The organism is Pseudomonas tensinigenes, from assembly GCF_014268445.2.
Lineage (GTDB): Bacteria > Pseudomonadota > Gammaproteobacteria > Pseudomonadales > Pseudomonadaceae > Aquipseudomonas > Aquipseudomonas tensinigenes.
The window spans coordinates 1,657,393-1,670,284 of sequence record NZ_CP077089.1 but is presented as its reverse complement, the minus strand read 5'-3'; the positions used below and the strand labels follow the sequence as shown (position 1 = coordinate 1,670,284).

The window sequence follows — 12,892 nt, the reverse complement described above, 5'->3', positions numbered from 1 at the left end:
AGAGATGGGACTGAAACTGAGAATGGAATGGTACGACACAGCAACCCTGGAATTCCAAGGCGAAGAATCGTCAACAGATTTAGGGGATGATGAATCAGTATTGAATGCCTTAGGCATTCCGGTGGAGGGCAACATCAATAATGGCAGCTTCAACATTGTAGAAAAGTGGGTTGCGACTATTCAGCCGCACTTTCAACATCAAATCACCATGAGCACTAACGACTATCAAATTTCGTTTGACTACAGTGAATAGCGAAAACAGGCTAATTGACAGTAATGCGCTACCTTTCGATCATCGGATTTTTCCCTGATGAAGTTCCGGACGACTCCTTGCAATTCGAGCGGTACATCACCGATATCGAGATGAATGAGAAAGTCGCACAACTCATAGAGTCCAAGCCGGTGAGTGAACTGGAGCCCGGCGAGTTATTATTGAGCACGAATCAAGTAGCTGCGCTGGAAGCTCTTCTCAAGGAGAGCTTCCCGAGAGGTTTGGAGTACTTCATGGGAACCTGTTTCGATTACTAACTCAGCGAGCTGAAAACAATAAAGAAAAACCCCGACCAATCACCTGATCGGGGTTTTCTTTACCCTACATTCCGCTTAGTACGAAACGCGGTTGGTCCCGCCAACGGTGGAGATGCGCACGCGTTCGCCAACGCGGAAAACTTCATTCCCCTGAACTTGCTGCACGTAGGCACGCATGCCGCCGTCGGCTTCACGGGACTTATTTATCATTCAGCTTCTGAAACGTTAGATATCTCAGCCTTTCCTGATTTGAGAAGAGCAAAAAAGAAAACACCATACAACGGAGGGCTTCGGGATCGCTGGATCAACGCGAAAGGCCGAGTAATCTATGAATGGGACTATCTACACGGCGAAATTGAAGTCTACCGTGCAAGCGATGGCAGTCATTTAGGCTATTTCGAGCATAGGACCGGCGAACAGATAGATCCGCCAAAAAAGAAACGAAGTATCAAAAAATATTCATGAGGATTACATGGGAATGAGGGCAAGGCTTGAATGGTATGACCAGCAAACCGAACTGGGTGAAGGAGAGGAACTGTCGAAGGATTTTGGTGAGGACTTCTCAATAATTGAAGCGTTAGGCCTAGTGCCTGCCAAGAACATAAACAAAGGCGGGTTTGATGTTACATCCGATTGGGTAGAGATTCTCCAACCCAACTTCCAGCATCTCATCCAATATTCGTCCTACGACTACCAAGTATCTTTCGTTTACCGAAATAACTGGTAGGTATCCGCTCTATACCCCACCCCGTCACCGGACGGGGAAACTATGAGGTAGTTTCTGCGTTTCCAGGTCTGAAAAAAGCACAGAAATTAAATCCCATACAAGAAGGCGGCGGACTTCGGGAGCGCTGGAAGAATGCAAAAGGCAGGAGAATTTACGAGTGGGACTCGATGCACGGAGAGTTGGAGGTTTACCGAGCAAGTGACGGAACTCACCTAGGCGCGTTTGACCCTTTTACAGGAGAGCGACGCGAGGACCCAAAAGATGAAAGAAGCATCAGAAAAAAATACTTGTGAGGTTGATGATGGGATTAAAACTGAGGCTGGAGTGGTACGACAAGCAAACTGATCTATGCGAAGGCGAAGAGTATTCCAAGGATTTAGGCGATGATGAAACCGTTTTGAATGCCTTGGGAATACCGGTGGAAAACAACATAAACAATGGCGGTTTCAATGTTCTCGAAGAATGGATTCCAGTCATTCAACCGTATTTTCAACATAGCATCGTCTTCAAAACTTACGATTATCAGATCTCTTTTGACTACAGCGATGTCTGGTGACGGTCTCTTATGATCTATAGGATTGAAGCATTCGATAGGAAAACAGAGTTTCTCGTTTTTGAAGAGGAATTACCTCCAGGATGTGACGAGAATCTGGCAGCCATCATGAACTGGTCTTCCAAGCAGCAGGGCTGGGAGGGTTACGAGCTCTCAAATGATCAGCTTGCCTCATTGGAGAAGCTGATCGGGAAGAATGTCTTCGATCCGAAGTACACCTTCCAACTGACGTGTAATGGACGTTGAAACACGATAAAGAAAAACCCCGACCAGTCACCTGATCGGGGTTTTCTTTACCCTGAATTCCGCTTAGTGCGAAACGCGGCTGGTCCCGCCAACGGTGGAGATGCGCACGCGCTCGCCAACGCGGAACACTTCATTCTCCTGAACCTGCTGCACATAGGCGCGCATGCTGCCGTCGTCTTCACGCACGGTGATTTCCACACCCTGGGTACGGGTCAGACCTTCTTCGGTTGCCGAACCGATCAGACCGCCCGCCACCGCACCGATAACCGCGGCAACGATGCTGCCCTTGCCGCCGCCGATGGCGCTGCCGCCGACGCCGCCGACCGCTGCACCGGCGATGCCGCCGATCGGGGTCTTGGTGCCTTCGATTTTCACCGGGCGCAGGGATTCGATGGTGCCCATGCGAATCGTCTGCACGCGACGCGCTTCGTCACGGGAGTAGGAGTCACCGGTCAGGCTCGATTGGCAGCCGGTAAGCAACATCGCCATCGTGGAAAAGGAAGCAACCAGCAGAACAGACTTACGCATAGCATCAACTCCAAAAAAACATATAGTCATTAAACTCCGTGGCTTGACGCCTGTCACGACACCGCCCGGATAAATTGGCTTTCATTCAGGCGCGGTACAGACACCTGCACACTCTCTCCCTGATGTAGCCCCTACAGTAGCGCCAAATTGCCAAATCTGCGCCACGGAGACCAAGGATTTTCATGGATTACTTCATCATCGTCGTCACCACTGCCGCCGGTTTGTACTTCCATTGGTGGTTGTACGTGCGGATCAAGCGCTGGATGGATCGCGATCTGGCGTTGTCGCTGGCGGGCAAGGATGAAGGCAAACGCGCCTTCATGCTCGAACAGTTGGCGAACGCTCAGGCGCAGAAGATCAAGCGCCGGGATCTGCCGAAGTGGCTGGAGGCCGCTGCGGCAGGCTATCCCGCTCGGTAGACTGCTCAGGGTGCCAGACGTTCAAGAATCCAGTCGGCGCCCTGCACACGGTAGTTGAGGCGATCGTGCAGACGGCTCGGACGGCCCTGCCAGAATTCGATGCGCTCAGGCAGCAAGCGATAACCGCCCCAGTGTTCCGGGCAGTCGGGCTGAGTATCGGAGAAGCGCTGCTCGGTGGCCTTGAGCAAATCTTCCAGTTCACCGCGCCCGTTGATCACCCGGCTCTGCGGTGATGCCCAGGCACCGAGGCGGCTGCCCAGTGGCCGCACCTGATAATACGCATCCGACTCCGCGGGCGTGACCTTCACCACCCGCCCTTCGATGCGCACCTGACGTTCCAGGGTCGGCCAGAAGAAGGTCATGGCGGCGAACGGGTTGGCCGCCAGGTGCTGGCCCTTGGCGCTGTCGTAATTGGTGAAGAAGGTGAAGCCCTGCTCGTCCAGGCCCTTGAGCAGCAGAATGCGGCAATGCGGTCGCCCATCCTGGTCGACCGTGGCCAAGGTCATGGCGTTGGCTTCCACCGGTGCCTGTTCGGTTTTCACCGCGTCGGCGAACCACTGGTGGAACAACGCAAACGGCTCGGCCGGGGCTTGCGCCTCGGTCAGACCATCCCGGGTGTAATCACGACGCATATCTGCCAGAGCCTGGGTCATGGCGCATTCCTTTTCGTTAGCGGATCACTTCTTGGTGGCATCGGTCGCGGCGACTTTCTTGTCGGTCGCGGCGGCTTTGGCTGGTGCAGTTTTCTTCGCTGGGGCCTTGGCTGGAGCTTTTTTCGCTGGAGCCTTGGCAGCGGCTTTCTTGGCCGGAGCCTTTTTGGTTGCAGGGACAGCCGCTTTTTTCGCCGCTGGCGCCGGGGTCACCGGTTTGGCGACTGGCTTGGCGTCCTGCGCAGCAACCATGGTCACTGGCTTCGGCGCGGGCATGTTGTACTTGCTCAGCAGCGCAACCATGGTGTTCTGCGGGGTCACCAGCAGTTCGACACGACGGTTCAGGGCACGACCTTCAACGCTGTCGTTGGCCGCACGCGGCGCTTCGGAACCCATGCCGCGCAGCATCAGGCGATCACGCTGCAGACCGCTGAGACGGAAGATCGCCGCAATGGACTGAGCACGTTCCTGGCTCAGTTTGATGTTGGCAGGCGCGGCACCACTGGAATCGCTGTGGCCAAGAACCAGCACGGCAGTTTTCGGGTCGGCTTCAAGGATTTTCGCCACTCGGGTGAACGGGCCGAGGGTGACCGGCAGCAGCATGGCTGGACGATCAGGGTTGAACGAGCCTTCGACCGGCGCCGTCACGACCAGCACGTTTTCACGGCGTTCGAGTTGCAGATTGCTGTCCTTGACCGCTTCACGCAGACGCGGCTCATAGTCGTCGAGCCAGGCCTGGGTGACTTTCGGATCCGGCATCGGCACGGCTTTGGTGGTTGGCTGATCCTTGCCGCCAAACGGCCACCACCATTTGCCACCCGCGTCGGCTTCAGCTTTGGCCACGGTTGCCGGTTTTTTCGCTTCCGGGGCGACTTCAGCCTTCATGTCCGCTTTGACCGCTTCATCATCGGAACCGAACGGCCAGTACCACGGGCTGCTGCTTTCAGTCTTGGCCACGGGTGCAGTGGCCGCAGGTTTCAGCGGGGCTGGGGCCGGAGCCGGTTCCTTGGCTGCGACTTTGTCGGAAGAGCCGAACGGCCACCAACTACCACCGTCCGCATCGTTTTTCGGGGTCTGTGCACAACCGGTGATCGCTACACACAGGGCCAGGGCGAGAGTCTTTTTAGATGACATTGAAAATCCACAAAATGAAGTAATGAAAAATCAGAGCACTTTCGCCCGGATAAACAGCCGTTTTGAATCGAAAATCACGCCGAGGTTCCGGCCCTGGAACTTCTATTGACGCTTTACAGACAAGTGGCAAGCACCCGCGCGAGCTTCTGCGCGCGCGGATCCATCAAGACATACGGCCCAAGGGTATTTGTCACGAAACCGAAGGCGACATCATGCTCAGGGTCAGCAAAACCGATCGAGCCGCCTGCGCCGGGATGGCCAAACGCCTTGGAACCGAGGCCATAGGTGGCGTTGGGCACGTCCGGTTGATCGAGCATGCAGCCCAGACCGAAACGGGTCCGGGTCAACAGTGTCTTGTCTTCGCCGAGGCTGTGTTCGCGGGTCAGCTCTTCGAGCATGTCGCTTTCGAGCAGGCTGCCGTCGAGCAGACCCGCGTAGAAACCGGCCAGACTGCGCGCATTGCCGTGGCCGTTGGCCGCCGGTTGCTGCATTCGTCGCCATTCCGGTTTGTTGGTGCTGGTGAGCACTGAAGGTGGGTTGGTAAAAGCGCGGGTGGTCATCGCGGTGGGCTCGCGCATGGTCACTTGCAGCAGACGTTGGGCGGCGGCATCGCCAGCGTTGCCCTTGCCGCGGGCAATGTGCGCCACGCGGTGGAACTCTTCGTCAGCCAGACCGACGTGAAAATCCAGACCCAAAGGTTTAGCGACACGAGCAACGATGGATTCGCCCGGCCCGCGACCGTCAGCGCGGCGCAGTAACTCGCCGATCAGCCAGCCATAAGTGATCGCGGCATAACCATGGCCAGTGCCCGGCGTCCACCACGGAGCTTCGTCGGCGAGGGCGTCGACCATGGTTTGCCAGTCATACAACGCTTCCGGCGCCAGCAATTCACGCAGCGCCGGCAAACCGGCCTGGTGGCAGAGCAATTGGCGCAGGGTCACGGATTCTTTGCCGGCGGCGGCGAATTCCGGCCAGTAGCGGGCGACCGGAACATCCAGTTGCAGCTTGCCTTCACCCACCAGTTGCAGCGCGGTGACAGCGGTAAAGGTTTTGGTGCAGGAGAACAGGTTGGCGATGGTGTCGCTGTGCCAGGCTTCGGCGCCGTCCTTGTCGGCGGTACCGGACCAGAGGTCGAGGACGGTTTCTCCACCGACCTTGATGCACAGGGCTGCGCCGCGTTCCTGGGGATCGTCGAACAGTGCGGCGAAAGCTTCGCGCACCGCTTCGAATTGAAGCTCGTAATGTCCCTGAATCTGCACCCGCAACTCCCCCGCGAAAACGCTCTACAAAGTGGCCCGCATTGTTCCAGCCCTTGAGGGATTTGGGAACAGCTGCGGGCCAGACGGTTAAAAGCCAAGTCAAAAGATCGCAGCCTGCGGCAGCTCCTACAGAGAAACGCGTTCCCATGTAGGAGCTGCCGCAGGCTGCGATCTTTTTAGAGCATCACAGGTTAGTGACCATTGCCGGAATGACCACCGGCATGCCCTGCCCCCGGCCCTTTACCGGCCTCGCCTTTGCGCCCGCCCTCAGCCTCATGTCCCGCTGCGGCGGCCGCTTTCTGAGCCTCTTTGCCAAGCTGATCAATCGCCTGCAAGTTGCTCTTGCGCACTGTTTCGACAAAACCCTGATACGGCAGATCCGTCACGCCCACCAGACCAAAGTGACCATTCTCGCCATCGAGCAAACGTCCGGTCACCGGTTGATCCAGATACTGGAACCAATGCACGCCGACAATCGACGGTTCGCTCAAGGCCTGCTTGAGGAAGTTGGCGTACGCCGGTCCGCGATCTTCTTCTCTGGCCACTTGCGTGACGCCGCCCCAGAACGGGCCACGATCGGTAGAGCCAAAGTTGAATTCGGTGATCATTACCGGTTTGTCCAAAGCGCCCAGCGCGGCAAAGTCATAGCCTTCCTGTGGTTTGAGCGTGTACATGTTGAAGCTCAGCACATCGCAGTACTGCGCGCAGGAGGCCACGGCTTCCGGCGTGCTGATGGCAAACCGGCCGCCGAGCAGCAACTGGTTCGGCGCGTGCCATTTCAGCGAGTCGGAAATGGTTTTGAAGTAGGTGTCAGCGAAGACTTTCTGGAAATATTTGAAGTCCGCTTCGATTTCCGGATGTTCCGGGCTCGGCAGCGGAGGCACAAAACCCGGGTCTTCCATCAATTCCCACGCCGGCAGATCGATGCCCCATGCCTTCGACAGCCCTGCCTGATTGCGGTACTTGTCGCGCAATTGCTTGAGGAACGCACGCTTGGCCGGCACGTCGGTGGTCATTTTCAGCGTGCCGTAGGCCAGCGCGTAGCGGGATTTCGGATCATCGCCAGGACCGGCCCACGCCAGTTCATTGTCGGCGTAGTAGCCGATCAACCACGGATCATCGCGATGATCGCGGGCAGCGATGGCGACGGCGCGCTCGGTGGCCATGGCGAAACGCGGATCGAACGGATCTGGCATGCCGCCCCACCAGTCGCTGCCGGTGCTGATGCTGGTGTAGTCGCCGACGATCGACAGCGGCAAGGTGTACGGCACGCGCTCGGCTTCAGTCAGCGAATCGGCACTCCAGTTGCCGACCGTGTTGAAGCCCCAGGCTTGCAGGCGATCAAGCGTGTGGCTGGCCCACTGCTGCTCATCGATAGTGGCCTTGCACGGTTCGGCAGCTTTTTCTGTCGTTGCTTGTACGGTTTCAGTCTTGGCTGCCTCAGCGACGCCGGATTTCGGCTCGGCAGGTACAGGGGCAGGCTCGGTGGCTTGGACGGCGGCCGTTTCAGCGGCTGCAGACTTGGCCGCTTCCGCTACCCCGGACTTGCTTTCACTGTCGGCTTTGCACGGTTCACCGTACACGCGCTGCAGGTTGGCGCCGTAGAAGTCGTACCAGCGCCCGTTGCCATAACCCCGGCCCTGATCAACACCATTGCCGCCACGGTTGTCACCCTCGCCAAAATGCTTGGCCAGTGGTTCTTCCGGCTTGGGCAGCGACTCGAACATGTACTCACGACCGGCTACGTAGGTCTGGTTGACCTGGGGGCTGACGGTGTTCACGCCCAGCGAGTAAAACGGATGCCCTTCAGGCGTGACCAGATACCAGCGGCCATCACGTTTTTCGGTGCGGAAGAAACCGCTGGCCTTGAACGCCGGGCCTTTGTTCCAGCCACCGAATTTGTCCAGCGAGGACTTCTCACGCTCGGCCAACCAGGTTTTCAGCTGTTGCTGTTCCTTGGCGGCGGCGGATTTCAGTTGTTCGTCATTGCTGATCTTTTCCGGCCATTTGCTGCGGGTCGATTGCCCGTAAGCGTCGACCAGATTGCCGTACACCGCTTGAGTGACAGAATCGCCGTCCTGCACGCCAAAGCGTTCGAGCAGCAAACTCTGGGCAACTTTCGGCTGATCCATGGACAGGCTCACCGAGACCACTTGGCTGCGATCGATTTCGCCGCTGCTGCTGGCCAATAGGATCCGCTGACCATCGACTGTCATCGGCATTGGTGGCCCGGCTTTCATGCCCAGGCTCAAAGGTGTGGACGCCACCAGCGGCACCAGCAACGTCTGCGCAGGGCCGGCCGGCAGGTCGACGCGGCTGAGCAGTGTGCGACCGTCGTTGCTCTGGATTTGCACGTAGACCGTCACAGCCCAGTTCATTGCGCTCTGCAAGCGCAGGGTCATCATGCCCGACTGCGACCAGTCCCACGCGCCGGTTTGTGGCGTCAGACGCAAGGTCGGGCGAGCCACCGGATTGAACGTCACCCGGCGCAGCACTTCGCCTTCAGGCGTTTGCTCGGCGTTGGCTTGCGGCAGATCCGCGTTTTCGGTGGCGATCTTCACCACGTCGGCCGGACGGACAAAATTGAACAGGGTCTGCTGACCCGCAGGCGCCGCGAACAGCGGCGTGGCGAAGATCAAGGCAAATACGGCGGGCAACGAACGGCGGATCATAAGAACGGAGTTCTCCCTAACGACCAACAATGGCCAATGGAAAAGCGATGGCAGAGAGATAGACAACACGGTGGGCAAAACTGCCCACCGTTGTCTCAGGATATTTCACGACGGAAAGGAGGCAACGCATTGAGGATCGCCTTGCCGTAGCGCTGGGTGACCAGCCGCCGATCCAGCAAGGTGATGGTGCCGCGGTCTTCTTCGGTACGCAGCAGACGCCCGCAAGCCTGAACCAGCTTGAGCGAAGCATCGGGGACAGAGATTTCCATGAACGGATTGCCGCCACGGGCTTCGATCCACTCCGACAACGCCGCTTCGACCGGATCGTCCGGCACCGAGAACGGGATCTTGGCAATCACCACGTGCTCGCAGTAGGCACCCGGCAAGTCCACCCCTTCGGCAAAACTGGCGAGACCGAACAGCACACTGGAATCACCGCCATCGACTCGCGCCTTGTGCTTGTTCAGGGTTTCCTGTTTCGACAGGTTGCCTTGAATGAACACCTGCTTGCGCCAGTCGCGGTCGAGGCCGTCGAACACGTCCTGCATCTGTTTGCGCGAAGAAAACAGCACCAGCGTGCCGCGCGAGCCTTCAACCAGATCGGGCAACTCACGGATGATCGCTGCCGTATGAGCAGCGGCATCGCGTGGATCCGCCTTCAGATCCGGCACGCGCAGCACACCGGCATCCGCGTGGTGAAACGGGCTCGGCACTACAGCAGTGACGGCTTTTTTCGGCAAACCGGCGCGCATGCGGAAACGGTCGAAAGTGCCCAGCGCGGTCAGAGTCGCCGAGGTCACCAGACAGCCGTAAGCCACGTTCCACAGGCTGCGGCGCAGGGTTTCGGCGGCGAGGATCGGGCTGGCGTTGACCTCGATGTCGAACAGCGAGCCGCTCTCGGCCAGGGTCAGCCAACGGGCCATCGGCGGACTGTCTTCCGGGTCTTCTGCGGTAAACGCCGTCCACAGTTCCCAGTTGCCCGAAGCGCGGGACAACAGGCTGCCGAACAGCGGATACCACTCTTCGGCCTGATTGCTGGCGATACCGATGTTGACCTCACCGTCCATGCCTTCCTTGAGCAGGTCGGTCAGGCGCGTGAACAGATCGTTAAGGCGCGAAAAGCCCTTCTTCAGCTCGATGCCCATTTCGCGCATGTGCTCGGGAATCACCCCGGCGACGAAACGATGGCGCGGGCGCTCACGGCCCTCGACGTCTTCGCCGGGTTTGAAATCGGCGACCTGTTCGCAGGCACTGAACATGAACTGTTGCTGGGCCTTGATCTCCCGCGCCAGCTCCGGCACTTGTTCGATCAGCTTGCCGAGATCGCCCGGCAGCGGATGCTGGGCCAGTAATTTGGTCAGGTTCTTCGCGGTGGTTTCCAGCCAGTCGGCGGTGGAGCGCAGGCGCGTGTAGTGAGCGAAGTGGCCGATCGCCTTATCTGGCAGGTGGTGACCTTCGTCGAACACGTAAATGGTGTCGCGCGGATCGGGAAGCACCGCACCGCCGCCCAATGCCAGGTCAGCCAGGACCATGTCGTGGTTGGTGACGATGACGTCGACCTTGCCCATGCCTTCGCGGGCCTTGTAGAAGGCGCACTGGCCGAAGTTCGGGCAATGACGATTGGTGCACTGGCTGTGATCGGTGGTCAGGCGCGCCCAGTCGGCGTCTTCGAGCGCATTGGGCCAACTGTCGCGGTCGCCGTCCCACTTATTGCCGGCGAGCTTCTCGATCATGCTGGTGAACAGCTTCTGACTGGCCTCATCGACCTCGATCTTGAAGCCTTCTTCTTCGAAAAGCTGAGCAGTGGCGGTTTGCGCGTGGCCTTCCTGTAACAGCATGTCGAGCTTGGACAGGCACATGTAGCGGCCACGGCCCTTGGCCAGGGCGAAGCTGAAATTCAGCCCGCTGTTGCGCATCAGGTCGGGCAAATCCTTGTAGACGATCTGTTCTTGCAGGGCCACGGTCGCGGTGGCGATGACCAGACGTTTGCCGGCGGCTTTGGCCGTGGGGATCGCCGCCATGCTGTAGGCCACTGTCTTGCCAGTACCGGTGCCAGCTTCCACCGCGACAATCGCGGGGTCGCCACTGCGCCGGCCTTCGTCGTCGGTGTCGATATCCCCGAGGACTTTGGCGATTTCAGCGATCATCAGGCGCTGGCCGTAACGCGGCTTGAGGCTCTTGGCCTCTAGAAAACGCGAGTAGGCGCCCTGGATCGTGGTTTTGAGTTCAGTGCTGATCATTGAGTGTCGGGCGCAAAAAACGCTGGATAAATTTTCAGTGGTTTGGATCGGCGGCTATCATACCCCGCGAATCGATCCTGCGCAGAACGGAGTAACCCAATGACACTTTTTAGCCTCGTTTATCCCCTGCATGTGCTGTCCGCCCTGGTCTGGGTCGGCGGCATGTTTTTCGCCTGGATGGTCCTGCGCCCCGCGGCTGTGAAGGCCCTCGACGGCCCTGCCCGACTGACCTTGTGGGTGGAAGTGTTTCAGGGTTTTTTCCGTTGGGTCTGGGTCGCGGTGATCCTGTTGCCGATCAGCGGCGTGGGCATGTTGCATTTGCAGCAGGTCGGCTTTGAGACCGCGCCGAAGTATGTGCAGGTGATGATGGGCTTGTATGTGGTGATGACCGCGCTGTTTATCCGCATTCAGGGCTTGATGCTGCCGGAGCTGCGTAAAGCGGTGGAAGCGAAGGACTGGCCGGCGGGTGCGGCGGTGCTGGGGCGGATTCGCCGGGTGGTGGGGATTAACTTGATAGTCGGCGTGGTGCTGGTGGCAATTGCCGCGGCAAGACCGATGTTCTGAAATCAAAAGCCCCTCACCCTAGCCCTCTCCCGGGGGAGAGGGGACTGAATGGGGGATATTTGAGGGATACGCCGACTTGAGAGACCGGCTTTGAATCCATAATCGACCCGATCTTTCAGGTCGATGTATAACGCCAGACATCTCGGTCGGCTCCCTCTCCCTCCGGGAGAGGGCTGGGGTGAGGGTAAAACGTTCAGAGGCGCTGCACAGTCACAGCCCCCGCCGCCCCCACCGGCCCAGGCTGTCCATCAGCCCCGGCCTTACCGTTCTTGCCGCCATCGGCGCGATACACCAGGCAGCCCTTGGACTTGCCGCCCTTCCCTGCTTTGCCGCCAACACCCGCCGGGCCACCGTTGCCACCCGCCACGTTGACCTTGATCAGCTCAGCCGGAAACTCGCGAGGCACTTCAAGACGCACCAGCGCACCCGGTGCGCCCGGTTGGCCGTCGCTGCCGTTACTGCCATCAAAACCGTGCCCAGCCGCGCCATAGGTGCAGCCCGGATCTTCACCATTACCACCATCGAGGCCGACAAAACCCGGCGCGCCGGTGCCGCCTCGGGCATCGACCAACAGTTGCGGCGCATTCAACGCCTTGAATTGCAGATTCAGATTGCGCCCGGCACGGGCGGCTTTTTCATAAGTGCCCGGCGCACCGCGCGCGGTGATCTGGCTGCCTTCGCTCAGTTCGGCGCGGGCCACTTTCAATTCCAGCGCCTGTTCAGCCGGAACGATCGCAATGCGCGCTTCATGGCCAAGACGCAATTCGCCCACGGTCAATTCGGTCACGTTGGCCGGAATCAGCAAGGTGCCGTAATCCGCGACATCCAGACGCTCGAGCTGCAACGTGCTGGTGGTATTGGGCAAACGCATCAGCGAATTGGTTTCGACACTGACCACCTGGGCACAGGCCAACGGACTGATAAATGCAGCGAGCAAGCAAAGTTTACGCATGGGAAGAAGCCTCCGGAGCGGCCGGGGCCGGGATGGTTTGCAGGTGGAAAACGCCAAACAACAGGATGCGGCCACGGTCACGCCAAGGGTGCGGACGACCTTTGAGGCTGCGATTGCACAGCAGCACTTCGAGCACATGGATCAGCAACAACAGACCGCCAGCCAGATTGACCAGCAGATGCAGCGGATGTACGAACGGCACCAACTGATTGGCCAGCACCACGCAGCAGAACAGCAGGGTCAACAACCGCCCCAGCCCCCAGAACACTTTCATACGCCCCCCGTGTTGCGAATTATTCTTTGGGCGCACAGTAACGGCTTCTGCGGGGGATAAGCCAGAGGGGTAAATGAAAAAACTTCCATCGTCTGCCAAATGGCTGCCGGGACGACGGTGATTATCGCCCGGCAGCTCTAGCCTGC

17 protein-coding genes and 1 pseudogene are annotated in these 12,892 nt (G+C 58.8%); 9 read left to right on the top strand and 9 right to left on the bottom strand.

Annotated elements, in window-relative coordinates; genetic code table 11:
* Positions 1–4: 4 nt before the first annotated feature.
* Positions 5–253, top strand: coding sequence for a colicin E3-like toxin immunity protein (locus HU718_RS07365; RefSeq protein ID WP_150706147.1), 249 nt, complete (start codon positions 5–7; stop codon positions 251–253).
* 23 nt (positions 254–276) lie between these two features.
* Positions 277–528 (top strand): pyocin S6 family toxin immunity protein, encoded by a 252-nt coding sequence (locus HU718_RS07360; protein ID WP_150706146.1) that lies wholly within the window; start codon positions 277–279, stop codon positions 526–528.
* A 75-nt stretch (positions 529–603) separates the two neighbouring features.
* Here the strand turns inward: HU718_RS07360 and HU718_RS29795 are convergent.
* Positions 604–723 (bottom strand): annotated as a pseudogene (locus tag HU718_RS29795) (hypothetical protein); the annotation flags it as partial.
* On the opposite strand from HU718_RS29795, the gene HU718_RS07355 reads away from it, so the two are divergent.
* Genes HU718_RS07355 through HU718_RS07335 form a run of 5 tightly spaced genes read left to right on the top strand, consistent with a single transcriptional unit; the run spans position 685 to position 2,054 of the window.
* On the top strand, positions 685–993 hold the full coding sequence (locus HU718_RS07355) for a colicin E3/pyocin S6 family cytotoxin (RefSeq protein WP_437180873.1): 309 nt from the start codon (positions 685–687) through the stop codon (positions 991–993). The pseudogene HU718_RS29795 and the gene HU718_RS07355 sit on opposite strands and share 39 nt — an antisense overlap.
* Positions 994–1,000: 7 nt before the next feature.
* A complete protein-coding gene (locus HU718_RS07350; protein WP_150706145.1) occupies positions 1,001–1,255 on the top strand; it encodes a colicin E3-like toxin immunity protein in 255 nt (84 codons plus the stop codon).
* Positions 1,249–1,548 (top strand): colicin E3/pyocin S6 family cytotoxin, encoded by a 300-nt coding sequence (locus HU718_RS07345; RefSeq protein ID WP_437180878.1) that lies wholly within the window; start codon positions 1,249–1,251, stop codon positions 1,546–1,548. Before HU718_RS07350 ends, HU718_RS07345 begins: the two co-directional genes overlap by 7 nt.
* 8 nt (positions 1,549–1,556) lie before the next feature.
* Positions 1,557–1,811 (top strand): colicin E3-like toxin immunity protein, encoded by a 255-nt coding sequence (locus tag HU718_RS07340; RefSeq protein WP_102902731.1) that lies wholly within the window; start codon positions 1,557–1,559, stop codon positions 1,809–1,811.
* Positions 1,812–1,820: 9 nt separating this feature from the next.
* Positions 1,821–2,054 carry a DUF7683 domain-containing protein gene (locus HU718_RS07335; RefSeq protein WP_150706144.1) on the top strand — a complete coding sequence of 78 codons (234 nt, stop codon included), beginning with the start codon at positions 1,821–1,823 and terminating at the stop codon, positions 2,052–2,054.
* A gap of 63 nt (positions 2,055–2,117) precedes the next feature.
* Here HU718_RS07335 and HU718_RS07330 read toward each other — a convergent pair whose 3' ends face one another.
* Positions 2,118–2,582, bottom strand: a complete 465-nt coding sequence (locus HU718_RS07330; protein ID WP_008086349.1) for an outer membrane lipoprotein — start codon at positions 2,580–2,582, stop codon at positions 2,118–2,120.
* Positions 2,583–2,764: 182 nt separating this feature from the next.
* Between HU718_RS07330 and HU718_RS07325 the strand changes: the two genes are divergently transcribed.
* Positions 2,765–3,001 (top strand): hypothetical protein, encoded by a 237-nt coding sequence (locus tag HU718_RS07325; RefSeq protein WP_095119201.1) that lies wholly within the window; start codon positions 2,765–2,767, stop codon positions 2,999–3,001.
* Positions 3,002–3,006: 5 nt separating this feature from the next.
* On the opposite strand, the gene pdxH is transcribed toward HU718_RS07325, so the two are convergent.
* From pdxH to dinG, 5 genes are all read right to left on the bottom strand, one after another.
* On the bottom strand, positions 3,007–3,654 hold the full coding sequence (gene pdxH / locus HU718_RS07320) for a pyridoxamine 5'-phosphate oxidase (RefSeq protein WP_016986574.1): 648 nt from the start codon (positions 3,652–3,654) through the stop codon (positions 3,007–3,009).
* Between the two features lie 24 nt (positions 3,655–3,678).
* A complete protein-coding gene (locus HU718_RS07315; RefSeq protein ID WP_150706142.1) occupies positions 3,679–4,785 on the bottom strand; it encodes an OmpA family protein in 1,107 nt (368 codons plus the stop codon).
* Positions 4,786–4,898: 113 nt separating this feature from the next.
* Positions 4,899–6,044 carry a serine hydrolase domain-containing protein gene (locus HU718_RS07310; protein WP_186612584.1) on the bottom strand — a complete coding sequence of 382 codons (1,146 nt, stop codon included), beginning with the start codon at positions 6,042–6,044 and terminating at the stop codon, positions 4,899–4,901.
* A 191-nt stretch (positions 6,045–6,235) separates the two neighbouring features.
* Positions 6,236–8,716, bottom strand: a complete 2,481-nt coding sequence (locus tag HU718_RS07305) for a beta-galactosidase (protein WP_186612582.1) — start codon at positions 8,714–8,716, stop codon at positions 6,236–6,238.
* Positions 8,717–8,811: 95 nt separating this feature from the next.
* Positions 8,812–10,956: an ATP-dependent DNA helicase DinG gene (gene dinG, locus HU718_RS07300; RefSeq protein ID WP_102902682.1), complete on the bottom strand. Its 2,145-nt coding sequence runs from the start codon at positions 10,954–10,956 to the stop codon at positions 8,812–8,814.
* Between the two features lie 99 nt (positions 10,957–11,055).
* Here dinG and HU718_RS07295 point away from each other — a divergent pair, with 99 nt between their 5' ends.
* Positions 11,056–11,520 (top strand): CopD family protein, encoded by a 465-nt coding sequence (locus HU718_RS07295; protein WP_110720195.1) that lies wholly within the window; start codon positions 11,056–11,058, stop codon positions 11,518–11,520.
* A 193-nt stretch (positions 11,521–11,713) separates the two neighbouring features.
* On the opposite strand, the gene HU718_RS07290 is transcribed toward HU718_RS07295, so the two are convergent.
* Together HU718_RS07290 and HU718_RS07285 are read right to left on the bottom strand one after the other, a co-directional pair.
* Positions 11,714–12,472 carry a hypothetical protein gene (locus HU718_RS07290; protein ID WP_095119206.1) on the bottom strand — a complete coding sequence of 253 codons (759 nt, stop codon included), beginning with the start codon at positions 12,470–12,472 and terminating at the stop codon, positions 11,714–11,716.
* Positions 12,465–12,746, bottom strand: a complete 282-nt coding sequence (locus HU718_RS07285) for a DUF1145 domain-containing protein (RefSeq protein ID WP_053117797.1) — start codon at positions 12,744–12,746, stop codon at positions 12,465–12,467. The genes HU718_RS07290 and HU718_RS07285 overlap by 8 nt, the downstream gene beginning before the upstream one ends.
* Between the last annotated feature and the right edge of the window lie 146 nt (positions 12,747–12,892).